The organism is Mycolicibacterium wolinskyi (genome assembly GCF_002101965.1).
Lineage (GTDB): Bacteria > Actinomycetota > Actinomycetes > Mycobacteriales > Mycobacteriaceae > Mycobacterium > Mycobacterium wolinskyi.
In genome coordinates this window covers 513,773-539,263 of sequence record NZ_LQQA01000030.1, presented here as the reverse complement: position 1 = coordinate 539,263, position 25,491 = coordinate 513,773, and the positions used below count along the sequence as shown (strand labels likewise).

Sequence of the window (25,491 nt, the reverse complement as noted above, 5' to 3'; positions counted from 1 at the left end):
GTTCGTGTGAGTCGTGACCACTCCCATCACCACACCCTTCAATTCCGAATCGACGGCCGCCGATGTGATCGACGGCGTCGACCTGTCCGGCAACTCAGCGATCGTCACCGGAGCGGCGTCGGGCATCGGTGTCGAAACGGCCCGCGCGCTCGCCGCTGCCGGAGCGGCGGTGACATTGGCGGTCCGCGACGTTGCCGCGGGCCAGCGCGTAGCTGCCGACCTTCGTACGTCGACCGGCAACGACGCCATCACTGTCGGTGCGCTCGACCTGACCGACCTCGCCAGTGTGGAGGCGTTCACCCGGGCCTGGAGCGGGCCGCTGCACATCCTCGTCAACAACGCGGGTGTGATGGCGGTGCAGCAGCTGACCCGGTCGGCGGGCGGACACGAACTACAGTTCGCCACCAACCACCTCGGCCATTTCGCCCTCGCGACCGGCCTGCACCGGGCACTCGCCGCCGCGGGCGGTGCCCGCGTGGTGTCGGTCAGCTCATCCGGACACCTGCGCTCCCCCGTGGTGTTCGACGACATCGACTACGCGTTCCGCGACTACGACCCCTTCGGCGCATACGGCCAGTCGAAGACCGCCAACGTGCTGTTCGCGGTCGAGGCGACCCGACGCTGGCGAGACGACGGCATCACCGCCAACGCGCTGATGCCGGGCGGAATTCTCACCGCGCTGCAACGCCACCTCGATCCGGCGTACGGCGAACAAGCAGCCGAGCGATTCCGCCAGGCGGGCAGCCGACTGAAAACCGTCGAGCAGGGTGCGGCCACGTCGGTGCTGCTGGCCGCGTCACCACTGCTGGAAGGTGTCGGCGGACGATACTTCGACGACTGCAACGAAGCGGTCGTGGTCGATCACCGCGATGAGTTCGGTATCAGCGGTGTCGCTCCCTACGCCCTCGACCCTGGCAACGCGCAACGGCTGTGGGAACTTTCGCAACGGCTGGTTCAATAGGGCATGCCTGAAGGGGACACCGTCTTTCACACCGCCGCGGCGCTCCGCACGGCGCTGGTGGGTAAGACGTTGACCCGCTGCGACATCAGGGTGCCGCGCTACGCCACGGTCGATCTGACCGGGCAGGTCGTCGATGAAGTTCTCAGCCGCGGCAAACACCTGTTCATCCGGGTGGGACCGGCCAGTATCCATTCCCATCTGAAGATGGAGGGCAGCTGGCGCATCGGCTGGTCTGCCGGCGCGGCCCACCGAATCCGCATCGTGCTGGAGACGGCCGACAGCCGGGCCTCGGGGATCGACCTCGGCGTGTTGGAGGTTTTGGACCGGGCCGCCGACATGGATGCCGTCGCACATCTCGGCCCCGACCTGCTCGGTCCTGACTGGCATGCCCGCACCGCGGCCGCCAACCTGACCGCCGATCCGGACCGGCCGCTGTCCGAAGCACTGCTCGACCAACGCGTCATGGCCGGTGTCGGGAATGTCTACTGCAACGAACTCTGCTTTGTCTTCGGCCGCCGTCCCACTTCCCCGGTCAGCACACTGAGCGATCCGCTGCGGGTCGTGCAACGTGCGCGGGACATGCTGTGGCTCAACCGGTCCCGGTGGAATCGAACCACGACCGGCGACACCCGCCGAGGTCGGCAACTGTGGGTCTACGGCCGGGCAGGCGAGCCCTGTCGCCGCTGCGGAACCCCGATCGAGACAGGCAACAGCGGCGAGCGGGTGACGTACTGGTGCCCGACCTGTCAGACCTAGATCCGCTCGGTTGTCAACCTCGATTGCCTTGCGCCGCTGTACCTGTGGATGAAGTACAAGTTGTGGATGACCGCGGCCCGAAGACGACGAACCTTAACCGGGTTTCACGGCGATGGCCGGAAAGTCAGCCAACCGACCGGTCAACGCTCACCTAGGGTGAGTTCATGTGCAACGCCGCCATCCGCCCCACCTCACCGGATGACCTCGACGCGATCGCCGCGATCTATGCCCACCACGTCGATAGCGGAGTCGCGACGTTTGAGCTGACCCCGCCGGACCGGGCGGAGTGGGAGCGGCGGTTGACGACGGCTCGTGACCTCGGATTGCCGTTTCTCACAGCGTCACTCGACGGCGGCATCGTCGGCTACGCCTATTGCGCGCCGTGGAAGACCCGGCCCGCCTACCGGCACACCGTCGAGAACTCGATCTATCTCGTGCCGCATGCGGCCGGGCGGGGTATCGGGGCGCAGCTCATGACGGCGCTGCTCGACGGCTGCGCGGCGGCAGGCATTCGTGAGGTGATCGCGGTCGTCGTGGACACCGAGGACGCCGCCGCATCGCTCGCGTTGCACCGCAGGCACGGCTTCGTCGAGGCCGGGCGGCTGCGCGCCGTCGGGTTCAAACACGGCCGTTGGCTGGACACCGTGCTGCTGCAACGCAGCTTGCCCGTCAGCAGTTGACGAGCTCGGGCTCACATATCGGCTGCGGAGCCGGTTCGGGCGCAGGCTCTTTGACGTCTACCGGCTCGGAATCCTTCGGCTTGCCACCCCATGGGAACGCGAGCTTGACGATCTTGTGCACCACGGTCCCGAACTGCTTGTAGAGCGGGCCGGTGTTGTACGGCAGGCCGTAGCGCTCGCAGATCTCGCGGACCTCGACGGAGATCTCGGCATGACGATGCGCGGGGATGTCCGGGAACAGGTGATGCTCGATCTGGAACGACAGGTTGCCACTCAGGATGTGAAACCACTTGCCGCCGGTGAGATTTGCCGAACCGAGCAGCTGACGGAAGTACCACATGCCGCGCGTCTCGTTCTCGGTCTCCTCGATGGAGAACTCCTGTGTGCCGTCCGGGAAGTGACCGCAGAAGATGATCATGAATGCCCACACGTTGCGGGTGAGGTTCGCGGTGAGGTTGCCGGCGAACACGAACGGCGCGAACGGCCCGGCCAGCAGCGGGAAGGCCACATAGTCCTTGAGCGTCTGCTTCTTGGTCTTGGCCCAGATGCCGCGTAGCACATCACGTTTGTCGGCGATGCTGATCTCACCGGCCCGGATCCGCTCGGTTTCCATCTCGTGCAGTGCCACGCCGTACTGGAACAACACCATCAGCAGGAACGCGTAGAGCGGGTTGCCCAGGTAGTACGGGCTCCACTTCTGGTCCTCGCTCATCCGTAGGATGCCGTAGCCGATGTCGCGGTCCATGTCGACGATGTTGGTGTAGGTGTGGTGCATGTAGTTGTGCGAGTGGCGCCACTGATCGGCCGGGCACGCGGTGTCCCACTCGAAGGCCTTGCTGGACAACGCCGGATCGCCCATCCAGTCGTACTGGCCGTGCATGACGTTGTGGCCGATCTCCATGTTGTCGAGGATCTTCGAGATCGCCAGCATCGCGGTGCCCGGGAGCCAGGTCAGCGGGAACCACATCAGGGCGCGACCACCGACCTCGAGGGTTCGCTGCGCCTTGATGATTTTGCGGATGTAGGTGGCGTCGCGTTCGCCGAGGTCGGCGATCACGCGCTCACGGATGGCGTCGAGTTCGCGGCCGAACGCGTCGGCCTGCTCGGCGGTCAGGGCGTACTTCGGTGCATTCATGACAAATCCTTTCGGGTCAGAGTGCTCAGAGGTCGATGGCGACGTCGCCGACGGGCGCGGTGACGCAGATCTGGATGTCTTCGCAGTCGGCGGACGAGACCGCACCGGTGATCAGGTTGCGGACCGCGCCGCTGGACTTGAAGCGGGTGCAGCTGTGGCAGATCCCCATGCGGCATCCGCTCTCCGGCGTCAGCCCGGCGGCTTCGGCCTGCACGAGCAGCGGCCTGCCGTCGTCGACGACGTCGACGCCACTGGTGCTGAATGTGACGGTGCCGCCGGTCGATGCGGCAGGCACCGCGAACGTCGGCGGCACGAAGCTCTCCGAACTGACGTTGCGGCAGTGCTCGCGAACCGCGTCCACGAGGGCCGGCGGGCCGCACACGAACACCGCGTCCGGTTCGGCGTCGGGACATGCCGCGGCCAGGTGCGCGGGCCCGAAGTGACCGTCGAGATCGGACTCGTCGGTGCTGCGGGTATAGCCGTGCAGGACCCGCACCCCGCGCGTCGCGGCGAGTTCGTCACGATAGCAGGCCTCGTCGGCGGCGCGGGCATAGTGCACGAACGAGATGTCGCCGGTGAACGCCTGTGCACGCAGTGTGCGCAGCATCGACATCACCGGCGTGATGCCGCTGCCACCGGAGACGAACAGGATGCGCCGCGGCAAAACCTCGGGCATGACGAAATCCCCGCCCACCGCATCCAGACCGAGCACCATGCCCGGATAGGCGTGGTCGCACAGGTAGTTCGACACCAGACCGCCGTCGTGTCGGCCGATGGTCAATTCGATGTAGCGGGCGCCTTCCGCGCTGGCCGGCGAATAGCAGCGAGTCCTGCGTCTGCCGTTGATCTCGACGGACAGGTTGATGTGCTGGCCGGCCCGGAAGCCGGCGAACGCCTCGTTGGGTTCCAGCGTCAGAGTCACGCTCCGGGGCGTCTGCCGCCGTACCGCGACCACCTTGGCGCGCGCGTCACGCCGCGTCCACGTCGGTTCGACGAGCTCGGTGTAGCGGTCCACGCCATGCGGACCTGTGAGCAAGTTGGCCAACGCGCTCACCCGCCGACTCGCGAGGAGGCGCCGGCCGACGCCTTCAGTCAGTGTTTGAGTGAACATGTGTACACAGTGCGCGCATACAACTGGCGCTGTCAACGATAAATTTGCTGCTTGTGGTACGGTTCACATCAGTGAACAGACGTACGCCGAGTACCCGAACACGACGCGCAGAAACATCTCGATCGTCGCGTTCGCGGGACACCCTCTCCCGAGACGAACGAAAAGAAGCCACCCGTCGGGCGATCATCGCGGCCGCGCTCAAACTCCTGGAGGACCGCAGCTTCAGCGCGCTGAGCCTGCGTGAGGTCACGCGTGAGGCCGGTATCGTGCCCGCGGCGTTCTACCGCCATTTCGACTCGATGGACGCGCTCGGCCTCGTACTCATCGACGAATCGTTCCGTTCTCTGCGCGAAATGTTGCGTGGCGCGCGCGCCGGCAAGCTCGATCCGCACCACGTCATCGAATCCTCGGCGGAGATCCTCATCGGCAGCTTCAACGAACGCCGTGAGCACTGGCGGTTCATCGCGCGGGAACGCTCCAGCGGGGTGTCGGTGCTGCGCTACGCGATTCGCACCGAGGTCCGGCTGATCACCTCGGAGCTCGCGATCGACCTGGCCCGCTTCCCGGCTCTCAAGGACTGGAGCAGCGAGGACCTCAACATCCTGGCCAGCCTCTTCGTCAACGCCATGATCTCGATCGCCGAGGCCCTGGAAGACGCAGGGGATGCAGCGGCCATCGACGTCATCCACCGCACCGCGGTCAAACAATTGCGAATGATCGCCGTCGGCGTCCAGGGCTGGCACAGTGAAAGTTAGGGTCCCGTCATGGCCCTCGACGTCGCCTACCCGCGCCCCGACATCGCCGTCATCACGCTGAACCGGCCGGACAAACTGAACGCACTGTCCTACGAGCTCGTGGAGGGCCTGCACGCGACAATCGACGACATCGCCGCCAACAACGACTGCCGCGTCGTCGTGCTCACCGGCGCCGGTCGCGGGTTCTGTTCCGGGCTGGACCTGAGCGCCCCGAATCCACCGGAAGCCGCAGGCGGCACCGAGTTTCCGCGATCCGGTATGCGCTGGCAGGAACGCATCGCCAATCTCACGGTCAAACTCCACCGGCTGCGCCAGCCCGTCATCGCCGCGGTCAACGGCCCGGCATACGGCGGCGGGTTCGCGCTCGCCGCGGCGAGCGACATCCGGTTGGCGTCTGAATCCGCCCGGTTCTGCACGCAATTCATCAAACTCGGCATCGGCGGCTGCGACATCGGGGTCAGTTACACCCTGCCCCGCATCATCGGCGCAGGCCCGGCATTCGACATGATCCTGACCGCCCGCAGGGTCGACGCGGCCGAGGCGCTGCGTCTCGGCCTGGTGTCGCGGGTGTGCGCCAACGTGGTCGACGACGCGCTGGAGATCGCCGAAACCCTGTGCGGCTATGGCAAATTCGGCCTGGAATCAACCAAGCAGGTGTTGTGGGCGAATATCGACGCGGGCTGCCTGGAAACCGCACTCCAGGTGGAAAACCGCAGCCAGATCCTGGCGTCGTCGGGCGGCGGCGTGGCCGAGTTCAGCGAGGCGTTCCGCCACCGTCCACGATGATCACCTGACCGGTGATGTAGCTGCCGGCATCCGAACACAGCAACAGCGCCGCACCGACCATCTCGTCCGGAGTGGCGAGCCGCTTCATCAGCGTGCCGCCAACCATCATGTCGATGGCCTCCTGCGGGTTGTTGCGCATCATGTCGGTGTCGACGGGCCCGGGCGCCAAGGCGTTGACGCGGATGCCGAACGGTGTGAACTCGGCCGCCATCGACCGCGTCACCGACATCAGTGCGGCCTTGCCCGAGGCATAGATCGACAGCGCGGGGGCGAAGTTGAACGCGCCCACCGAGACCATGTTCAGCACCGCCGCCGTGGGGCTCGCCTTGAGATGCGGCAGCGCGTGCTGGACGAGGAACACCGGGCCGCGCAGATTGACGTCGTAGGACTTGGCCCAGGCCTCCGGCGTCATCTGGCCGAACGGCTGAGCCAGCGCATTGGCGGCGTTGTTCACCACGACGTCGATGCCGCCGAACTCCGACACCGTGCGCTCCACGAGCGCGCCGAGATCGTCGATGTTGCCGCTGTGGGCCGGAACCCCGATCGCCTGGCCGCCGAGCTCACGCAACTTGGCGGCCGCCGCCTCACACGCGTCGGACTTGCGACTCGCGACGGCGACGCGCGCGCCGGCGAGCACGAAACCCTCGGCGAGGGCGAACCCGATGCCACGGGTGCCGCCGGTGACGACGACGGTCCGGTCGCTCATATCGAAGAGGTGATCGAATTTCTGGCGGTCCACCCGGTCAGTAGAACACGTTCTAGCTGGATGTGACGTTGGCCTCCAAACCCCCCTGCAAACTGGCATGTCCGGCGGCCGCGGTGCCAGCATGGCTATGTAGCCGTAACACGAACGAAACAGGCTGGTAGAAAGTGTCCACGTTGAGCCGGCGTCGCTGGTGGGTCCTGCGGGCCCTCGGTCGCAACCCCTTGGTTCGGCGATTCGACCGCATCGAGGCGATGGCCGTGGTGCTGGCCACCGTGTTCGCGGTCCTCGTCATCCCCTATGCGGTCAGCGTCGGCGAGGACGTGTACGGCGAGAGTCTCCGCTCGGCGCGTGAACAGGCGCAGACCCGCATCCCGACCCAGGCCACCGTGGTCTCCGACAGTGCGCCGGCCGCCGACAACGCCGCCGTCAGCATCGTCAGCGTGAAATGGACCGCGGCCGGTTCGGAGCACACCGGCGTGATCCGGCCGTCGCAGCCGGTGAGCGAGGGCGACCAGGTGCAGATCTGGGTGGACGGCAAAGGGCGCCGCGTTCCACCGCCGACCAGTCCCGCAACCGCGACCGGCTACGGGACGGCCGCAGCGATCGGCATTTGGTTGAGTGCCGTCGCCCTCGGCGCGATGGCGGTCGCGGCCACCCGCAAAGTACTCAACCGCTACCGGCTCAACGCCTGGTCGGACGAGCTGCACGTGCTGCTCGATCGCGGCGACGGCCGCACCAAATGGCCTCGCTAGCTACACGCAGCCACTGATGTTGACGCGCCGGCCGACATTCGCGCACACGCTGATGTTCGGCGGCGGCGGCGGGGGCGGCACGTAACCCGGCGGAGGCGGCGGAGCCAGCGCGTCGTTCAGTTCGGACATGGGATCCGAGCACCCGGTGACGTCGACATGCCTGCCGCCGATCGATCCACAGATGGTCGCCTGCGCGGTCGGCGGGCCGGTCACCACCAGGCCCGCGACGAACATCAGCGTCGCGGCAGCCGCTGGCCACAATTTACGCACGCGCTCATGTTGCGCCGTTTGCCGCCGCTTTGCCTGCGTTATCGGGAAGCTGCGGTTTTGACGGCCCTTTGGATAGTTTGCCCGTCAGCGGACGAAAGCCATGCCGTCAGGCTCGCAGCAATGCCGCTGATTTGCCAGGGATCCCCCGCCTGCGACGTGCCGGTGTGACGTATCGCATTGCAATCCATTGATTTTCGTGTGGGTAATCCTGTGGTGATGAAACGTGAACGCATTACCGCGAGGGCCGTGTAACGATGCGGCCTGACCGGCCGATATGTTTGCTGCATACCTGACAATTTGGGGGTGGGGATCATCGCGTGGCTTCGACGGTTCGCGGTAGTGGCACTGGTGCCGTTGATGGGTTTCGTGATGGTGAGTACACCGGCCAAGGCCGTCGAGATCTGGCAACGTAAGAAGCCTCCATTGTCCACGCCGTGGACGCAGCTGGTGGGACCGGGAAACGCGCTGCCCGAGTATCCGCGGCCGCAGATGGTGCGGCAACGTTGGCTCAACCTCAACGGCGGATGGAGCTACACGGGCCGATCGCTGCAGGACGCCGAGAAGAAACCGCCATCGGCGAGCCAGTACACCGAACGGATCCTCGTCCCCTATCCCACAGAGTCGGCACTGTCCGGCATCCAGCGTCACGACGATCAGATGTGGTACCGCAAGCTCGTCAAGGTGCCTGCCGACTGGCGTGGGCAACGCGTGCTGCTGCACTTCGGCGCGGTCGACCAGATCGCGACCGTCTGGGTCAACGGCCAGCAGGTGGCCCACCACGAGGGCGGCTACACCGGGTTCAGCGCCGACATCACCGGCGCGCTGCTGCGCTCGCCCGTCCAGGAGCTGACCGTGCGCGTCGAGGACCGCAACGAGGCAGGCGGGTTTCCGGTCGGCAAACAGCGCAACGCTCCCCGCGGGCTCGCCTACACCGGCGCGTCGGGCATCTGGCAGACGGTGTGGATGGAACCGGTCAGTGCGGCCCATATCGAGAAGCTCGACATCACTCCGGATCTGACCGGCTTCACCGTCACGCCCAGGCTCCCGGGCACGACCTACCAGCGCGTTGAGGTCGTCGTCACCGAGCCCGGCGGCGCGGAGGTCGCGCGCGCATACGGAAAACCCGGCCAGCCCGTCCGTCTCCCGGTGGCCAAGCCGCACCTGTGGACACCGGACGATCCCTATCTCTACGACCTCAAAGTCCGGCTCGTGAGTCCGTCCCGCCGCGTCATCGACGAGGTATCCAGCTACGGCGGGTTGCGCACCATCGGCACGGTCAGGGACGCGGTCGGCCGGCCGCGTATCGCGTTGAACGGCAAGATCACGTTCCTGCACGGCCCGCTGGACCAGGGCTACTGGCCGGACGGCATCTACACCGCCCCCACCGACGATGCGCTCAAGTTCGACCTCGAGCGCACGAAGGAGCTGGGGTTCAACTTCGTTCGCAAGCACGCCAAGGTGGAGCCAGCCCGGTGGTATTACTGGGCCGACAAACTCGGGCTGATGGTGTGGCAGGACATGCCGTCGCTGGGCGAATCGATCAACGGTCCGATGACTGGCCCGTCCCCCGATCCGGTCCCCGAGGCGAAGGCGCGCTTCGAGAAGGAACTCGCCGCGATGGTCGACCAGCTGCGCAGTTTCACGTCCATCATCGGCTGGGTGCCGTTCAACGAGGGCTGGGGTGAATTCGACACGGCCCGCATCGCCGACAAGGTGAAGGCGCAGGACCCCTCACGCATGGTGAACGCCAACAGCGGCGTCAACTGCTGCAAGTCCCGTCCGGACAGCCGGGCCGGGGACGTCTACGACAGCCACAACTACGTCGGCCCCGTCCGCAAGGAGGGCCCCGAGCATCGCGTGATCGTGCAGGGCGAGTACGGCGGCCTCGGTCTCGCGCTCGCCGACAACCGGTGGCCGGGCCTGCCGGAGGCGTACGAGATGACCGACAGCCCGGCCCGGTTGACGCAGCGGTATGTCGAGGTCAGCCGGGATGTCGAGAACCTGGTGCGCAGCGACGGCCTGTCGGGCGCGGTCTATACCCAGACGACCGATGTCGAGAACGAGGTGAACGGCTACCTCAGCTACGACCGGCGGTTGGTCAAGGTCGAGCTGCCCGTCGTCGCCGAACGCAACCGCGCGGTGATCGCCGCGGGCGCCGGCTGACTCGAGGGCGCCGCAAGCGCTGTTTAGGCCGCCTCACCCCGGGTAGTCTCCCGCGACGCCCAGCCGAGGAGGCCCGATGAACGTCGTCGACACCGCCAAGCAACAGGCCAAACAGCTCGCGCACAAAGTCGTCGAGAAGGTCGGTGAAAAGGTCACCGCCGACTCGCGCGTCCAAGCCATCACCATCGCCCGCCCACGCGCCGAAGTCCTGGACCTCTTCCAGGATCCTGAGCGCCTCTCCCGCATCTTCGGCGACATCGCGGACGTCACCGACGCGGGGGCCGACCGTCTCCGGTGGACCTTCGCCGGCGACGACGGCCCGGTCTGGGACTGCGTGGTTTCCTGCGAAGGCGACAACCGGCTGCGCTATGTCGACGTGAATCCGGAGCGCGCCGCCGGGCTCACCCTCGACTTCTCCGACGCCCCGGGGGACCGCGGCACCGAGGTGGTCGCCCACGTCACCGCGCCGGGTCCCGGCGCCCTCACCGGCGTGCTCACGTTCAAGGCCCTCTATCGTGCCCGCGCCCTGCTGCAGACCGGCGAAGTGCCCACCATCGCGCGCAACCCCAGCGCCCGCGACTCCTCCCGCTGAAAGGCCTTTCATGAAAGCTCTCGTCTGGAACGGCACCAACGACCTGGCTGTCGAAACCGTTGACGACCCAACGATTCTCAATCCGCACGACGTCATCGTGGCCGTCAGGCTCACCACCACCTGCGGCTCCGACCTTCATTTCATCGACGGCTACCTGCCCGGCATGCGCGCGGGCGACGTCTTCGGCCACGAGTTCATGGGCGAGGTCGTCGAAGTCGGTGCCGAGGTCACCGACACCAAGGTCGGCGCCCGCGTCGTCGTGCCGTCGTTCATCGCCTGCAACCGGTGCTGGTACTGCGACCACGACCTCTACTCGCTGTGCGACACCACCAATCCCAACGCCGAACTCCAGCGGCCGATCCTCGGCTCCCCCACCGCGGGCATCTACGGCTACACCCATCCGTTCGGCGGCTACGCCGGCTCGCACGCCCAATACATCCGCGTGCCGTTCGGTGACGTGAACTGCTTCGCCATACCGGATTTCGTCACCGACGAACAAGCGCTGTTCATGTCCGACGCCGTTCCCACCGGCTACATGGGCGCCGACTTCTGCGACATCGCCGGCGGCGACACCGTCGCCGTCTGGGGTGCGGGCGCCGTCGGTCTCATGGCGGCCCGCAGCGCGCTGCTCAACGGCGCAGGCCGCGTCATCTCCATCGACCGATACCCCGAACGCCTCGCTCTCGCACAACAACTCGGCGCCGAGACGATCAACTACGCCGAGATCGAAAGCGTCCAGGAAGCCCTCGGTGAGGCCACCGGCGGCCGCGGACCCGACGCCGTCATCGAAGCCGTCGGCATGGAAGGCCATTCCACCGGCGTCCGACAGGTCTACGACCGCGCCAAACAGGCCCTCCGCATGGAGACCGACCGCGCCGCCCCGCTGCGGGAGGCGATCCTGGCCTGCCGCAAAGGCGGCGTCGTCTCGGTACTCGGCATCTACGGCCTCACCGACAAGTTCCCGATGGGCATGCTCACCAACAAGAGCCTCACCCTGCGCACCGCCCAACAACACGGACAGCGGTACATCCCACAGTTTTTCGACTACGTCGCACAGGGCGACCTGGACCCGTCGATCCTGATCACCCACGACCTACCCCTCCACGAGGGCGTGCGCGCCTACGACATGTTCAAGAACAAGACCGACGGCTGCATCCGCGTCGTCCTACGCCCGTAGCCCGCCCGTCAGCTCGCGGGCACTGACGAACACCCGAGCCCGGCCGGTGACCGGGTCATCGAATTCGAGGCGATGCGAAAGAAGCTGCAGCGGGCTGCCGAAATCGTCGGGCGCCACGTCGATCACATTCGGGTAGAACGGATCACCGGTGATCGGTAGTCCGATCGAGGTCATGTGGACCCGCAGCTGATGGGTGCGACCGGTGCGCGGGGTGAGCCGGTAGCGGCCGTCGTTCAGCGGTTCCACGTAGGTTTCGGCATTCGGTTCGCCCGGCTCCTCGACGGCCTGTAACTGACCGCGCCGCTTGACGATACGGCTGCGCAACGTGGTGGGAAGCGCCACGCTCGGCTGCCCGTGGGCATGGGCGAGGTAGGTTTTCGCGACGCGCCCCTGCGCGAACAGGGTCTGATACCGGCCCCGCAGCTCACGGCGGGTCGTGAACAACAGCACCCCGGCGGTCAACCGGTCCAGCCGGTGCGCGGGGCTCAACTCGGGGAGATTCAGTTCCCGGCGCAGCCGCACCAGTGCGGTCTGCGCGACGTGACTGCCGCGGGGCATGGTCGCCAAGAAGTGCGGTTTGTCCACCACGACGATGTCGTCGTCGCGGTACAGCACCGGGATGTCGAACGGCACGACCGCTTCGTCGGGCAACTCGCGGTAGAGATAGACGTGAGCACCCGCCGGCAGCACGGTCGATTCGTCGAGAACGGCGCCGTCGACCGAGAACACTTCCCCCGCACGGACTTTCGCACCCGCGCCGAACCGGCGCTCGAACTCGTCGACCAATCGGCCGCCGTGCACGCGCACCCGCGCCGGCCCCAATCCGTCGCGCACCGGTAGCGGTGCGGGTCTTCTCAAGTGAGCGGTACCGGCTCGAGGATCTCAGCGCGGGCCTCCGGCGCGGCCTGGCGCAGCGCGTCGGCCGATTCGTCGTCGGGCTGCTGTTGCGAACGCACCTCGGCATCGACCCTGGCGATGTAGGTCGCGACCTCGCGGTCCACATCCTCTGCGCTCCAACCCAGTACCGGTGCCACCACTTCGGCGACCTCGCGGGCACAGTCCACGCCGCGGTGCGGGTACTCGATCGAGATCCGCATCCGCCGCGCCAGGATGTCCTCCAGATGCAGTGCGCCTTCGCCCGCGGCCGCGTACCAGGCCTCGACCTTCAGATACACCGGTGCATTCGAGATCGGCGCGAGCAGTTCGGGCTTTCCATCGGCCATCGCGAGCACCTCGCCGATCAACGAGCCGTACCGGTCGAGCAGGTGGCGCACCCGATACGGGTGCAGTCCGTAATGCCGGCCCACGTGTTCGGTCTGGTTGATCAGCGCGAAATAGCCGTCGGCGCCCATCAGCGGCACCTTCTCGGTGATCGACGTCGCCACCCGGGCCGGGACGAACTCCGCCGCGGCATCGACCGCGTCGGCCGCCATCACCCGATAGGTGGTGTACTTCCCGCCCGCGATCGCGACCAGCCCGGGAGCGGGAACCGCGACGGCGTGCTCGCGCGACAGCTTGGACGTTTCCTCACTCTCACCGGCCAGCAGCGGCCGCAGCCCGGCGTAGACACCGTCTATGTCGTCGTGGGTCAGCGGGGTGGCCAGCACGGTGTTGACGTGGCCCAAGATGTAGTCGATGTCGGCCTTGGTGGCAGCCGGATGAGCCAGGTCGAGATTCCAGTCGGTGTCGGTGGTGCCGATGATCCAGTGCGTGCCCCACGGGATGACGAACAGCACCGACTTCTCGGTGCGCAGGATGATCGCCACCTCGCTGACGATCCGGTCCCGTGGCACCACGACGTGCACGCCCTTGGAGGCCCTGACCCGGAACCGGCCGCGTTCCTTCGACAGCGCCTGGATCTCGTCGGTCCACACGCCGGTGGCGTTGATCACGACATGGCCGTGCACGTCGGTCGTGCTGCCGTCCTCGGAGTCACGGACCTGCACGCCGGTGACACGGTCGCCCTCGCGCAGCAACGCGACCACCTGCGTCGAGGTCCGTACCACGGCGCCGTAGTGGGCCGCGGTGCGCGCGACGGTCATGGTGTGCCTGGCGTCGTCGACGACGGTGTCGTAATAGCGGATGCCGCCGATGAGCGAACTCCGCTTGAGCCCCGGGGCCAGCCGCAGCGCCCCGGCCTTGGTCAGATGTTTTTGCGCGGGAACGGATTTCGCGCCGCCGAGCTGATCATAGAGAAAGATGCCCGCCGCCACGTACGGCCGCTCCCACCACCTGTTGGTCAGCGGGAACAGAAACGGCAGCGGCTTCACGAGGTGCGGCGCGAGGGTCGTCAGGCTGAGTTCGCGTTCGTGCAACGCCTCGCGCACCAGGCCGAACTCCAGCTGCTCGAGATAGCGCAGCCCGCCGTGGAACATCTTCGAGCTGCGGCTCGACGTGCCGGACGCGAAGTCGCGGGCCTCGACGAGGGCCACCTTGAGCCCACGGGTGGCGGCGTCCAGCGCCGCGCCTGCTCCCACGACACCACCGCCGATGACCACGACGTCGAATTGCTCACTGCCTAATTGCTGCCAGGCTTGCGCCCGTTGCTGCGGCCCGAGGAGGGTTTGCCCGTCGCCCGGTGCTGAGATCGGGACAGTCACGATCCCCAGGCTACGTGGCCCTCCAACCATTTGCCCGCCGCCGGGCCGTGGCGTGGCCCGTCGTGGCTAATCCAGGTCGTCGTGTTTCATGAGCTGGCGCGCCGCCTCGGTGATCGACCCGGACAGCGACGGGTAGACGGAGAACGTCTGCGCGAGATCGTCGACGGGTATGCCGTTCTGCACGGCCAGGGCGATGGGCAGGATCAGCTCGGAGGCAATCGGCGCGACCACCACGCCGCCGATCACCACACCCGTCGCCGGGCGGCAGAAGATCTTGACGAAGCCGTGGCTGAGGCTCGACATCTTCGCGCGGGCGTTCGTGCTGAGCGGCAACATCAGCGTGCGGGCCGGCACGGAGCCGTCGTCGATCGCGGCTTGGGGCACGCCCACGGCCGCGATCTCGGGTCGCGTGAACACCGCCGCGGCCACGGTCCGCAACCTGATCGGCGCGACCGCCTCGCCGAGCGCGTGATACATCGCGATGCGGCCCTGCATCGCGGCGACCGACGCCAATGGCAGCAGGCCCGTGCAGTCGCCTGCCGCGTAGATACCCGGGACCGACGTGCGCGACACCCGGTCGACTGTCAGGTAATTGCCTTGACCCAGTTCGATGCCCACGCGCTCCAGACCGAGACCCGTCGTGTTGGGCACCGAGCCGACCGTCATGAGCGCGTGGCTGCCTTCCACCGTGCGGCCGTCGGTCATGGTGACCAGCACGCCGTTGTCGGTGCGCGTCACGGACTCGGCGCGGGCGTTCTTGACGAGCGTGACACCGCGTTCGGCGAACACCTGCTCCAGCACCGCGGCGGCATCGGAGTCCTCGTGCGGCAGGATCTGGTCGCGGCTGGCCACGACGGTCACCGTCACGCCGAGCTCGGTGTAGGCGTTGACGAACTCGGCACCCGTCACACCGGACCCGACGACGACCAGATGGTCGGGCACGCTGTCGAGGTCGTAGAGCTGACGCCAGTTGAGGATGCGGTCGCCGTCGGGTGCGGCGTTGGGCAACACACGCGGGCTCGCGCCTGTGGCGATCAACACGACATCGGCCGTCAACTGGCGAACACGGCCGTCCGCGCCGGTGACCTTGATGCGGTGCTGGGCCATACCGGGAACGTCGTCGATCAGTTCGCCACGGCCCTCGATCAGATCGATGCCCTCGCTGCGCATCCGCTGCGCGATGTCGCTGGACTGCGCCGAAGCCAGCGACTTCACCCGCTCGTTGATCTGCGGCAGCGAGATCTTGGCCTGCTCGAAATCCAGCGAATAGCCCAGGTTGGGGGCCCGGCGCAGCTCGGTCCGCACGCCCGTCGATGCGATGAACGTCTTCGACGGCACGCAGTCCCACAGCACGCACGCGCCACCGATGCCATCGGAGTCGACGACGGTGACCTGGGCGACCTTCGGGCCTCGGGCCGCGGCGACCAGGGCCGCCTCATATCCGGCGGGGCCGCCGCCGAGGATCACGATGCGGGTAACCACGGCACTAACCTAACGAACTTTGCGGATTAAGCTGTCTTACCGTGCCGCTTTACGCCGCGTATGGATCCAACATGCATCCGGAGCAAATGCTCCAGCGTGCTCCCCATTCGCCGATGGCGGGAACCGGGTGGTTGCACGGCTGGCGGCTGACCTTCGGCGGCGAGGACATCGGCTGGGAAGGTGCCCTGGCAACGGTCGTCGAGGATCCGCTGTCCAAGGTGTTCGTCGTGCTCTACGACATGACCCCGGCCGACGAGCAATCGCTGGACCGCTGGGAGGGTTCCGAGCTCGGCTTCCACAAGAAGATCCGCTGCCGCGTGGACCGGCTGTCCTCCGACACCACCACCGACCCCGTGCTGGCCTGGCTCTACGTCGTCGACGCCTGGGAAGGCGGCCTGCCATCCGCCCGCTACATCGGCGTCATGGCCGACGCGGCCGAGATCGCCGGCGCGCCGCCGGAGTACGTCCACGACCTCCGCACCCGCCCGGCCCGCAACATCGGCCCGTAGCTCTTGGGGTCCCTTGGCCTGTCTTGGGTCCCCTTGCACCGCGAGCGACCGTGTTTGTACGCCGACACGCCGTAATTCGCGTACCTAAGCGGTCGCTCGCGCCGCGCGAGCGTCACGCAACTGCGCACTGATCCGCGCGACCATCTCCCCTTGCCGGTGCCGAACATCGTCGAACACGATCGCGATGACGCTCCACCCCACGGCCATCAGCGCCGCGGTACGTCGACGGTCATTCAGCAAGGCGTCGGGATTGTCATGCCAGTCAGCGCTGTCGTATTCGACCGCTACGTGCTCGTTCGGCCAGGCGAAATCAAGGCGCCTGAGCTGGCCGTTGCCGTCGCGGACCTCGTACTGCAATTCGGGAACCGGCAGACCGCCGTCGAGCATCACCAGCCGCGCCTCGCTCTCCATCGGAGACTCGGCACGCGGATCGGCCAACGGTATGAGGTTGCGCACATGGACGATGCCGCGCCGCCCGGCCTGATCGAGGGCCGCCCGCCAGAGGTCGGCGCGCGTGCAGGTGCCACTGCGGAGTGCCGCGTCGAGGGTCGCGAGCGCGCGCGGACGCCTCAGACCGCGAGCCACCTCGATCGCCGTCCAGTTCGGGGTCGTCACCAAGCGCCCGCCGACAACATTGAGGGGCGCGCCCTCGCGGCGATGCACGACCAGCCCGTCAGCCGACCGCAGCCGCGAACCGATCGGTTCCAGCACATGCAGATCGGCCGGTTGCTCGGTGTCGAAACCGAATACCGCCGCCGCCGTCCCGAGGCACACCGGTACCCGGGCACCGCAGGAAAGGTCGAGGCCACGTAGTCGCGTTTGCAGGTCCGGTTCACCGATGCAATAGATGCCTTGCCAAATACGTTCCAACGCACCGCAGTTCACGGCAGACTGCAATTCACGCCGTGTGAAATACGCGAGAATCTGGGCGCTGGTCGCGACACCGCCCTGCCCCTGGAAGATCGACTCGAGCTGCTGATCCATGTGCAAGATCGTCGGCAGTCGGAGCGTTGGGCGGTAGCCCGAATTTGTGTGGTTGTGGATAACTTGCGCTTTGTGGGCCGTTCAGAGCCTTTCACGGGCAGCCCCGCGCGACGACCGACCGCCGAGGTACACGAATTGCGGCGTGTCGGTGTACAGACACGGTCACTCGCGGTGCGTGGTGAGCAGGACCGCGCGCTCAGCTCTCAGGGCGGTGAGTTCGTCGCTGACGCTCTGCTTGGCCACCCTGAGGTTATCGAGTACCCGCTTGACGCCGGTGATCGCTTTCTCGACGTTCTCCTGCGCCTCGATGATGCGGTCACGCACGATGAGATCGGTGAAGAAGTTGTCGAACCACACGTCGAAAACCCTTGTGAACGAATTGAGTTCGACGGCTTGCACACCGGCTATGTGGACATCGGCGAGTTCGGTTGTGAATCGCCGGAGCGCACCGTCCGCAGACCTCAGCAGGACGGCGACATCGTCGAGCCGGTTCTCCTTGACGATGCTGGCGATCATCCCGCCGTCGAACCACGTGTCGTAAGCCGACCACGACCGCGCGCTGTCGAGTCGCTCTGCAGCCGAACGCAAATCACCCAGCGCCTGCTGACCGGCTTCGTATGCCTGATCGAGTTCGGTGTGGGAGGCCGTCAAATGCCCACGGCGCTCGGCGATTTCGAGCAACCTCACCGAGGTCGGGTCGTGGTGATCGTGCAGCCATTGCTCCTTGGCGGCCAGGGCCTGTTCGTAGCGTGTTGTGACATCGCCGAGGGCCTGGAGTTGACGGGTGAGATGGTCGACGAGGCGCTGGTCGGCATCGGCTCGGGCCTGCTGTGTGCGGTACTCGTATTCGGCGGCTTGGTGCTCGGTCGTCTCGCGGGCCATCGCGTCGTCGTGTGAGCCCTTGAGATGCGACAGGATCATCGTCAGCGAGAACGATTCCAGCTTGGCCACGTCGCGGGCCTCGGCCGCGACCTGCCGCTGGGCCGCTTGTGCGCGATCGGCCGACTCCTTGGCCGCCACCTTCGCGGCGTCGAGCCGCCGCCGCAGAGACTCCGCTTCCCGCACGGCCGCGGTTGCCGCTGACAATTCGTCATCGGGTGTGTCGGTCACACCGACAGCCTATGGGCGCTCGTGAGCCGCGAGTGACGCAAAAATGTCGCCCAAATGCGGCGTGTCGGCGTACAGACACGGTCGCTCGCGGTGCGAGGCAACCCGCCAACCCGCCGGCGCGAGGCTGCTGGGCAATCAGGCTGAGGCGGCGATGATGTTGACCATCGTGCGCACGCCGATGCCAAGGGCACGCTCGTCGATGTCGAAGGTGGGCTGGTGGAGATCGAGCTGAGGGCCTTGGCCGCTCCACACGCCGAGCCGGGCCATCGCTCCGGGCACCTCTTCGAGGTACCAGGAGAAGTCCTCGCCGCCGCCGGACTGGTGGGTGTCGGCGAGGACGTCGGGGCCGACGGCCTCGATCGCGTGGGTGAGGATGCGGGTGGACACCTCTTCGTTGACGACGGGCGGCACACCACGCCGGTAGTTCAGGCTGTGCTCGATGTTCAGCGGTGCGAGCAGCGACGTAACCGTCTCTTCCACAATGGATTCCAGTGTCAGCCAGGTGTCGCGGCTCGCGGTCCGGATGGTGCCGGCGAGCGTGCCGATCTGCGGGATGGCGTTGGCGGCGACGCCTGCGTTGACCGCGCCCCACACCATGACGGTGTCATGCCGCGGGTCGATACGGCGGGACAGGACCCCGGGAAGGCCGGTGATCAGCGTGCCGAGCCCGTAGACGAGGTCGCCGGTCAGGTGTGGCCGCGAGGTGTGCCCGCCGGGTGAGTGCAGGGTGATCTCGATCGAATCGGCGGCCGAGGTGATGGGACCCGGCTTGGTCGCGACCCGGCCGACCCGCAGCCGCGGATCGCAATGCAACGCGTAGATGCGGGACACCCCGTTGAGGACGCCGGCGTTGACGGCGTCGATCGCGCCGCCGGGCATGAGTTCCTCGGCGGCCTGGAAGACCAGCCGCACGCCGACCGGGAGTTCCGACGCCGACGCCAGCGCGAGCGCAGTACCCAGCAGCACCGCGGTGTGTGCGTCGTGGCCGCACGCGTGGGCGACGTTGGGCACGGTGGACGCGTACGACGCCCCGGTCCGGTCGGCCATCGGCAGCGCATCCATGTCGGCGCGCAATGCGATCCGCGGGCCGTCCTCGGGCCCGAAGTCACAGGTCAGCCCGGTTCCGCCGGGCAGCACCTTCGGGTTGAGCCCGGCGTCGGCGAGGTGGCGGGCGACGAACTCGGTGGTGGCGAATTCCTGACGGCCCAGCTCTGGATGGGCGTGGATGTGGCGACGCCACGACACCATCTCGTCGTAGTTCGCCGACAACCACCGCGCGGCGGCGTGCGACAACACGCTCATCGCACCTGCCTCCTCTGCTGTGCTTCGAGCACGCGATCACGCTCGGCAGGCGTTTCGGCCAACCGAACGACGGTGCGCGCCAACATGATTGCGCCTTCGACCACGCCCTTGTCCGCGCTCGGTCCCACCGCGGCCGTCGCGAACGCGGGCTGGTGGATGGCCGCGCCGCCCGAGTCGATGCCGATCACCGGGTGAATGCCCGGCATCACCTGCGTGATGTTGCCCATGTCGGTGCTGCCCAACGGCACGCTCGCCTCGACGCTCTCGGGCAGCGGATCACGCCCGAGCCGAACCATCTCGGCGCGAATCGTCTCCGAAAGCCAGGGATCAGGCAATAGTTCGGCGTAGGCCGGTGCGGTCTCGGTGACCTGGTGCTCGCAGCCGGTGGCCAGCGCACCGGCCTCGAAGCAGCCGGCCATGCGCCCTTCCAGTTCGCGCAGCGCCGCCATGTCGGTGGCCCGCATCGTGTAGCGCATCTCGGCCCGGCCCGGGATCACGTTGGTGGCCTGGCCGCCATGGGTGACGATGCCGTGCACCATCTGGCCCGGCATCAATTGCTGACGCAGCAGGCCGATCGCCACCTGGGCGACGGTGACCGCGTCACCGGCGTTCACGCCCAGGTACGGGGCGACGGCGGCGTGCGATTCGCGGCCCGTGTAGTCGACGGTCACCTCCGACAGCGCCAGTGACCGGGCCGCGGCAATGTCGACCGGACCGGGATGCAGCATGACCGAGGCGGCGATGTCGTCGAAGGTTCCGGCGTTGAGCAGCAACACCTTTCCGCCACCCAGCTCCTCAGCAGGCGTGCCGACGAGCACGACGGTCAGGCCGAGGTCGTCGGCAACCTCGGCCAGTGCCAGCGCGGTCCCGACGGCCGACGCCGCAATGATGTTGTGCCCGCACGCATGTCCGATCTCGGGCAGCGCGTCATATTCCGCGCACACCCCGACCACCAGCGGCCCGCTGCCGTACGACGCCCGAAACGCGGTGTCGAGCCCGCCGGGCGCCGCGGTGATCTCGAAGCCGTATTCGGCGACGAGAGTTTGGGTCTTGGCGCAGCTGCGGTGTTCGGCGAAGGCCAACTCCGGCTCGGCGTGGATCGAGTGCGACAGTTCGACGAGGTCGCCACGACGCCGGTTGACGGCGTCTTCGACGCATAGCGATGCGGTGGCGGTGGGCATCTTGGCAGTATCTCACCACCGCGAAGACGCGGTTAAGCTCGCCTATCGTGACCGACAGCCCCGCCCCCGCAGCACCAGATTCGCTCCTCGCGTCGGCACAAGCCATCGCCGAACGGACCGGCGTCGAACACCACGACGTGGCAGTCGTCCTCGGATCGGGCTGGGCACCCGCGGTCGCCGAACTCGGCGATCCGGTGGCGGTGGTCCCGATGGCCGAACTTCCCGGTTTCACCCCGCCCAGCGCCGCCGGTCACGGCGGCCAGGTGCTGTCGGTCCGCATCGGCGCACATCGGGTTCTGGTCCTGGTCGGCCGCATCCACGCCTATGAGGGCCATGACCTGCAGCACGTCGTGCATCCGGTGCGGACCGCCGCCGCGACCGGCGTGCGCACGGTCGTGCTGACGAACGCGGCGGGTGGCCTGCGTCCGGAGTATGAGGTGGGCCAGCCCGTGCTGATCAGCGATCACCTCAACCTCACCGCTCGCTCACCACTGGTCGGCGCGCAGTTCGTCGATCTGGTCGACGCCTACTCGCCACGGCTGCGCGCACTGGCCCGCGAGATCGAGCCCGATCTCGCCGAAGGCGTCTATGCCGGCCTGCCCGGCCCGCACTACGAGACCCCGGCCGAGATCCGGATGCTGCGCACGCTCGGTGCCGACCTCGTCGGCATGTCGACCGTGCACGAGACGATCGCCGCGCGCGCGGCCGGCGCCGAGGTGTTCGCGGTGTCGCTGGTGACGAACCTGGCCGCGGGCATGACGGGCCAACCGCTCAGCCACGCCGAGGTGCTGGAAGCCGGGCGGCAGTCGGCGACGCGGATGGGCGCGCTGCTGGCTTCGGTGGTCGAGCGCCTCTAACCCACGAGATACCGCTGCAGCGTCGGCCCGATCCAGTCGACGATCTGCTGTCGATCCATAGCCACCAACGGCGGAAACGCCAGCACATAGCGACACAGCGCCATGCCGAGCACCTGTGAGGCCGCCAAGCTGGCCCGTTGTGGCGTGTCGGCGGCGTGGCCGGTGGTCTTGGCGATGACGGGGGCGAGCTGTGCGGCGAAGATCGTTCGCATGCGCTCGGCGACGGCGTCGTTGGTGACGCCGGCGCGCAGGAGGATCAGCAATGCCTCGTCGCGCTCCCAGCGCTCCAGGAAATGTGCGGCCAGTGCCATCCCGACCTGATCGCGTGGCACCGCGGTCAGGTCCGGTAGCTCCAGGTCGAATTCGGCCGCAGCGGCGAACAGCCCTTCCTTGTTGCCGAAATAGCGCATGACCATCGACGGGTCGATCCCCGCATCGGCCGCGATCGCGCGGATCGTCGCGCGCTCGTAGCCGTCGGCGGCGAATCGTTCGCGTGCCGCGGCCAGGATCACGGACTTCGTCTCAGCTGCCGGTCGTCTCATGCCAACAAGTGTAGGCCAACATGTGTTGACATATCGCGACAACGCGCATAGCGTGATGCCAACAAGCGTTGACCAACAGTTGTTGACAAAGCGGAAGCGAGGAACGGACATGAAAGATGTGCTGATCGTCGGGGCCGGACCGGTCGGACTGACCGCCGCCATCGTGCTGACCCAACTCGGTCACGACGTGGTCGTCGTCGACGGCCAAGCCGAAGGGGCGAACACCTCCCGGGCGGCCGTCGTCCACTCACACACACTCGAGCTCTTGGAGCCCTACGGCGTGGTCGACGATCTGGTCGCGCGTGGCGTGCACACACCGACGTTTACGATCCGCGACCGCGACGCCCTTCTCATCGGGGTGCCGTTCAACGACCTGCCCACGCGCTACCCGTACACGCTGATGATCTCGCAGGCCGACACCGAGGCGTTCCTGCTCAATCGCCTGGAAGCGCTGGGCGGAAAGGTCATTCGCCCGGCCACCGTCACCGCGATCGCTCAGCACGACACGCATGTCGTCGCGACCTTCGTCGATGGCGAGCAGATCACCGCTCGATACCTCGTGGGCGCCGACGGCATGCACAGCACGGTTCGGGAGCAAGCGGGCATCGCGTTCACCGGCGGCACCTATGCCGAATCCTTCGCGCTGGCCGACGTCCGGCTCTCGGGCGGCGTGCCCGCCGACGAGGTCATCCTCTATTTCTCACCGGCCGGCCTGGTGGTGGTCGCGCCGCTGCCCGACGGGATGTACCGCATCGTCGCGACCGTCGACGAGGCGCCGCAACACCCCGATGTCGCATTCGTGCAGGGCCTGCTCGACGAGCGCGGACCGGTTGCCCGGCCCGCCGTCGTCGAAAGTGTCGTGTGGGGCTCGCGCTTCCGGGTGCACCACCGCATCGCCGACTCGTTCCGGCACAACCGCATCCTGCTGGCCGGAGACGCCGCACATGTGCATTCGCCCGCGGGCGGGCAGGGCATGAACCTCGGCATCGAGGACGCCGTCGCGGTCGCGCAGAGCCTCGCGCAAGTGCTGACCGGCAGCCCCGACAGCGTGCTCGACGAGTACGCCGCAAGCCGCCACCGCACCGCGGAAGGCGTGGTCGCGATGGCGAGCCGGCTCACCGAACTGGCGACCGCGCGCCGCCGCGCGATCCGCAACCGCGTGATGCGACTGGCCGGAAAGCTCCCCGCCGTGCGCCGCACGCTGGCCTGGCGACTGTCCGGCCTGGACCGTCGCTGAGATCGAGGAAGGAAAACCCATGGAACTCGTGAACGATCACCTCGCCGTCACGGCGCGCCTGACGGAACCCACGCCCGACGGATTTCTGGTCATCGCGGCCGAGGTCGGCCGCTGGGCCGGCCCGATCGCCGCGCCGTCGCGAGCACGACACCGGCTGATCGCGCGGCTCGCCGCATCGGCCGAGAAGCTGGCCCAGCGCGACGACGTCGTCGAAACCGTCGTGTTCAGAGGGACGTTGCGACCGCCTGGCGAGGGTTCGGAGTTGTTGCGGCACGCAGGTGTGCGGCCGGCCCGCTACGACGTCGTGGTCCTTGTGCGCACCGCCACCGCGGACGCCGCCGACGCGGTGCGCGACGACGACGCCTACCGCGCCATGGCGGCCGCGATCCAGCAGAGCGCGCGGCATACGTATCGGGTCGCGGCAGGCAACGCCGCCCGCATCGCCGATGTCGACCACAGCAGTGACCGCTGGTTTCTGTTCAATTACTTCCACTGCGACGACGCCGAAACCGTGTACGACGTGTGGGAGTACACCGCGGGCTGGTTCCAGCGACACACCGCGTTGGCCGACTCGACCCTGCTGCGCCCACTGCCCGGCGAGAAGAACGACTACAGCGTGGTCAACCACGCGAGCTGGCCCGCGCTGCGCGATTTTCTGCCGAGCCTGCTGTTCGCTCGCACGTTCCGCACGTTCGTGCTCGCGAATTTCAAGGCGAACGACGTTGCCGCCCAACCGATCATCTACCGCCGAGTGGCAACCGCGACCGGCTCGTCGACGGCCTGACGACGGCTGAGGCGGGCCACGCCCCTGGCCATCAGCGGCGCCGCGAACAGCATCAGCAGCACCCGCAGCACCTGGGCGGCGATGATGAACGTGACGTTCGACCCGGTTTCCACCGCGGTGGCCAGCACCGCGTACACGCCGCCGGGGCTGGTGGCCAGGTATCCCTCCAGTTGAGTCACCCCGGTGACGTTCGCGAGCACCACACCGAGCCCCGCGGTCGCCACGCCGAGCACCACGATGAGAGCCAGTGCCAGCGGCAGGATGCGACCGATGGCCCGCAGCGATTCGCGGGTGAACGCCACGCCGGCCTGCCAGCCGATCACCATGTACCCGGCCTGCACCAGCACGGTCGGCACGGTCAGCCCGAACGACAGGCCGGTCAACTGCAGCACGACGGTCAGCGCGAGCGGCCCGAGCAGCCCGGCGCCGGGCAACCGGATCAACTTTCCGCCCACCGCCCCGACCGCGACCAGCACGGCGATCATGGCCAGGCTGAGATACCAAGGCGCCGATGCGGTTTGGGGCGCCATCGGAGCGGGGTGGGAGCGGTCGGCATGAAAGACCAGTGTCACGACGAGCGGAATGGTCGCGGTGACCAGCGCCACCCGTAGATATTGCACGACGGAGACGACGCGGTCGTCGCCACCGAGTTCGCGGGCGATGGCCACCAGTCCGGACGCGCCGCCTGCGACCAACGCGAGCGATCCGGTGAGCGGTGAGACATCGCGATGCAGACCCAGCAACGCCCCGGCCACCACGCTGAGCAGCAGCGTGGCCACGGCGATCACCAGCACGATCAACCAGTCGGAGCGCAGGGCGTCGACGGCGTCCTGATGAACCATGGTGCCGATGTAGACGCCGAGCACACCCTGGGCCAACACGCCGGCCCGACGCGGCACCCGATCAGGCGCGAGCGACGCCAACGCCAAGGCGACACCGACCGCCAGCGCGGCGAACAGGGCTGACGAAGGGACGCCGACGAGGGTGAGCGGAACCGTGACGGCGCTCGTCACCACCACAAGCAGAGCCCACCGCAGGATTCGTCGCATTCAACCTCCA

The 25,491-nt window shown here is 67.5% G+C and carries 26 protein-coding genes; 13 read left to right on the top strand and 13 right to left on the bottom strand.

From position 1 onward, the window contains the following. The first annotated feature begins 13 nt into the window (after positions 1 to 13). From AWC31_RS26280 to AWC31_RS26270, 3 genes are all read left to right on the top strand, one after another. Positions 14 to 961 (top strand): SDR family NAD(P)-dependent oxidoreductase, encoded by a 948-nt coding sequence (locus AWC31_RS26280; protein WP_085146936.1) that lies wholly within the window; start codon positions 14 to 16, stop codon positions 959 to 961. Positions 962 to 964: 3 nt separating this feature from the next. Next, positions 965 to 1,717: an endonuclease VIII Nei2 gene (nei2, locus tag AWC31_RS26275; RefSeq protein ID WP_085146934.1), complete on the top strand. Its 753-nt coding sequence runs from the start codon at positions 965 to 967 to the stop codon at positions 1,715 to 1,717. Positions 1,718 to 1,881: 164 nt separating this feature from the next. Continuing rightward, positions 1,882 to 2,397 carry a GNAT family N-acetyltransferase gene (locus AWC31_RS26270; protein ID WP_085146932.1) on the top strand — a complete coding sequence of 172 codons (516 nt, stop codon included), beginning with the start codon at positions 1,882 to 1,884 and terminating at the stop codon, positions 2,395 to 2,397. On the opposite strand, the gene AWC31_RS26265 is transcribed toward AWC31_RS26270, so the two are convergent. After that, positions 2,387 to 3,532 carry a fatty acid desaturase family protein gene (locus AWC31_RS26265; RefSeq protein ID WP_085146930.1) on the bottom strand — a complete coding sequence of 382 codons (1,146 nt, stop codon included), beginning with the start codon at positions 3,530 to 3,532 and terminating at the stop codon, positions 2,387 to 2,389. The genes AWC31_RS26270 and AWC31_RS26265 overlap by 11 nt on opposite strands. A 25-nt stretch (positions 3,533 to 3,557) precedes the next feature. Then, positions 3,558 to 4,643, bottom strand: a complete 1,086-nt coding sequence (locus AWC31_RS26260) for a ferredoxin reductase (RefSeq protein WP_085146928.1) — start codon at positions 4,641 to 4,643, stop codon at positions 3,558 to 3,560. Positions 4,644 to 4,714: 71 nt separating this feature from the next. On the opposite strand from AWC31_RS26260, the gene AWC31_RS26255 reads away from it, so the two are divergent. Continuing rightward, positions 4,715 to 5,398, top strand: a complete 684-nt coding sequence (locus AWC31_RS26255; RefSeq protein WP_085146926.1) for a TetR family transcriptional regulator — start codon at positions 4,715 to 4,717, stop codon at positions 5,396 to 5,398. A 9-nt stretch (positions 5,399 to 5,407) separates the two neighbouring features. Further along, on the top strand, positions 5,408 to 6,184 hold the full coding sequence (locus AWC31_RS26250; RefSeq protein ID WP_085146924.1) for an enoyl-CoA hydratase/isomerase family protein: 777 nt from the start codon (positions 5,408 to 5,410) through the stop codon (positions 6,182 to 6,184). On the opposite strand, the gene AWC31_RS26245 is transcribed toward AWC31_RS26250, so the two are convergent. Further along, on the bottom strand, positions 6,153 to 6,923 hold the full coding sequence (locus AWC31_RS26245) for an SDR family NAD(P)-dependent oxidoreductase (RefSeq protein WP_085146922.1): 771 nt from the start codon (positions 6,921 to 6,923) through the stop codon (positions 6,153 to 6,155). The two genes, AWC31_RS26250 and AWC31_RS26245, sit on opposite strands and share 32 nt — an antisense overlap. A 131-nt stretch (positions 6,924 to 7,054) precedes the next feature. Here AWC31_RS26245 and AWC31_RS26240 point away from each other — a divergent pair, with 131 nt between their 5' ends. Then, positions 7,055 to 7,642: an Rv1733c family protein gene (locus tag AWC31_RS26240; RefSeq protein ID WP_085146920.1), complete on the top strand. Its 588-nt coding sequence runs from the start codon at positions 7,055 to 7,057 to the stop codon at positions 7,640 to 7,642. Here AWC31_RS26240 and AWC31_RS26235 read toward each other — a convergent pair whose 3' ends face one another. Then, entirely contained in the window at positions 7,643 to 7,912 is a 270-nt protein-coding gene (locus AWC31_RS26235; protein ID WP_110775261.1) for an RNA-binding protein, read from the bottom strand. Positions 7,913 to 8,269: 357 nt separating this feature from the next. Here AWC31_RS26235 and AWC31_RS26230 point away from each other — a divergent pair, with 357 nt between their 5' ends. The 3 genes from AWC31_RS26230 (at position 8,270) to AWC31_RS26220 (ending at position 11,844) form a co-directional block, all read left to right on the top strand. Next, positions 8,270 to 10,075 (top strand): glycoside hydrolase family 2 protein, encoded by a 1,806-nt coding sequence (locus tag AWC31_RS26230; RefSeq protein ID WP_085147337.1) that lies wholly within the window; start codon positions 8,270 to 8,272, stop codon positions 10,073 to 10,075. A 76-nt stretch (positions 10,076 to 10,151) separates the two neighbouring features. Further along, positions 10,152 to 10,667 carry an SRPBCC family protein gene (locus AWC31_RS26225; protein ID WP_085146916.1) on the top strand — a complete coding sequence of 172 codons (516 nt, stop codon included), beginning with the start codon at positions 10,152 to 10,154 and terminating at the stop codon, positions 10,665 to 10,667. A gap of 10 nt (positions 10,668 to 10,677) precedes the next feature. After that, positions 10,678 to 11,844, top strand: coding sequence for a zinc-dependent alcohol dehydrogenase (locus tag AWC31_RS26220; RefSeq protein WP_085146914.1), 1,167 nt, complete (start codon positions 10,678 to 10,680; stop codon positions 11,842 to 11,844). Here the strand turns inward: AWC31_RS26220 and AWC31_RS26215 are convergent. From AWC31_RS26215 to AWC31_RS26205, 3 genes are all read right to left on the bottom strand, one after another. After that, a complete protein-coding gene (locus tag AWC31_RS26215; protein ID WP_085146912.1) occupies positions 11,833 to 12,702 on the bottom strand; it encodes a pseudouridine synthase in 870 nt (289 codons plus the stop codon). The two genes, AWC31_RS26220 and AWC31_RS26215, sit on opposite strands and share 12 nt — an antisense overlap. Then, positions 12,699 to 14,444, bottom strand: a complete 1,746-nt coding sequence (locus AWC31_RS26210) for a glycerol-3-phosphate dehydrogenase/oxidase (protein ID WP_085146910.1) — start codon at positions 14,442 to 14,444, stop codon at positions 12,699 to 12,701. The genes AWC31_RS26215 and AWC31_RS26210 overlap by 4 nt, the downstream gene beginning before the upstream one ends. A 66-nt stretch (positions 14,445 to 14,510) precedes the next feature. Beyond that, positions 14,511 to 15,926 (bottom strand): NAD(P)H-quinone dehydrogenase, encoded by a 1,416-nt coding sequence (locus AWC31_RS26205; protein WP_085146908.1) that lies wholly within the window; start codon positions 15,924 to 15,926, stop codon positions 14,511 to 14,513. Positions 15,927 to 15,967: 41 nt separating this feature from the next. Here AWC31_RS26205 and AWC31_RS26200 point away from each other — a divergent pair, with 41 nt between their 5' ends. Then, positions 15,968 to 16,435: a gamma-glutamylcyclotransferase family protein gene (locus AWC31_RS26200; RefSeq protein WP_067843146.1), complete on the top strand. Its 468-nt coding sequence runs from the start codon at positions 15,968 to 15,970 to the stop codon at positions 16,433 to 16,435. A gap of 84 nt (positions 16,436 to 16,519) precedes the next feature. On the opposite strand, the gene AWC31_RS26195 is transcribed toward AWC31_RS26200, so the two are convergent. The 4 genes from AWC31_RS26195 to AWC31_RS26180 all read right to left on the bottom strand — a co-directional run bounded on the left by AWC31_RS26195 (position 16,520) and on the right by AWC31_RS26180 (position 21,012). Beyond that, entirely contained in the window at positions 16,520 to 17,419 is a 900-nt protein-coding gene (locus AWC31_RS26195; protein ID WP_085146905.1) for a type IV toxin-antitoxin system AbiEi family antitoxin, read from the bottom strand. 162 nt (positions 17,420 to 17,581) lie between these two features. Then, the gene (locus AWC31_RS26190; RefSeq protein WP_085146903.1) at positions 17,582 to 18,529 is read right to left on the bottom strand and encodes a hypothetical protein; all 948 of its coding nucleotides are present in this window, start codon (positions 18,527 to 18,529) and stop codon (positions 17,582 to 17,584) included. Positions 18,530 to 18,664: 135 nt separating this feature from the next. After that, positions 18,665 to 19,831 (bottom strand): M20 family metallopeptidase, encoded by a 1,167-nt coding sequence (locus AWC31_RS26185; protein WP_067843138.1) that lies wholly within the window; start codon positions 19,829 to 19,831, stop codon positions 18,665 to 18,667. Beyond that, the gene (locus tag AWC31_RS26180; RefSeq protein WP_085146901.1) at positions 19,828 to 21,012 is read right to left on the bottom strand and encodes a M20 family metallopeptidase; all 1,185 of its coding nucleotides are present in this window, start codon (positions 21,010 to 21,012) and stop codon (positions 19,828 to 19,830) included. The genes AWC31_RS26185 and AWC31_RS26180 overlap by 4 nt, the downstream gene beginning before the upstream one ends. Before the next feature lie 47 nt (positions 21,013 to 21,059). On the opposite strand from AWC31_RS26180, the gene AWC31_RS26175 reads away from it, so the two are divergent. Next, positions 21,060 to 21,869, top strand: coding sequence for a purine-nucleoside phosphorylase (locus AWC31_RS26175; RefSeq protein ID WP_110775260.1), 810 nt, complete (start codon positions 21,060 to 21,062; stop codon positions 21,867 to 21,869). Here AWC31_RS26175 and AWC31_RS26170 read toward each other — a convergent pair. Further along, complete coding sequence (locus AWC31_RS26170; RefSeq protein WP_085146899.1) at positions 21,866 to 22,411, bottom strand: TetR/AcrR family transcriptional regulator; 546 nt, start codon at positions 22,409 to 22,411, stop codon at positions 21,866 to 21,868. The two genes, AWC31_RS26175 and AWC31_RS26170, sit on opposite strands and share 4 nt — an antisense overlap. A gap of 109 nt (positions 22,412 to 22,520) precedes the next feature. Here AWC31_RS26170 and AWC31_RS26165 point away from each other — a divergent pair, with 109 nt between their 5' ends. Both AWC31_RS26165 and AWC31_RS26160 read left to right on the top strand, forming a co-directional pair. Continuing rightward, a complete protein-coding gene (locus tag AWC31_RS26165; protein WP_085146897.1) occupies positions 22,521 to 23,648 on the top strand; it encodes an FAD-dependent oxidoreductase in 1,128 nt (375 codons plus the stop codon). Positions 23,649 to 23,667: 19 nt separating this feature from the next. Then, positions 23,668 to 24,432, top strand: a complete 765-nt coding sequence (locus AWC31_RS26160) for a hypothetical protein (RefSeq protein WP_085146895.1) — start codon at positions 23,668 to 23,670, stop codon at positions 24,430 to 24,432. On the opposite strand, the gene AWC31_RS26155 is transcribed toward AWC31_RS26160, so the two are convergent. After that, positions 24,390 to 25,481 carry an AbrB family protein gene (locus AWC31_RS26155; RefSeq protein WP_085146893.1) on the bottom strand — a complete coding sequence of 364 codons (1,092 nt, stop codon included), beginning with the start codon at positions 25,479 to 25,481 and terminating at the stop codon, positions 24,390 to 24,392. The genes AWC31_RS26160 and AWC31_RS26155 overlap by 43 nt on opposite strands. Between the last annotated feature and the right edge of the window lie 10 nt (positions 25,482 to 25,491).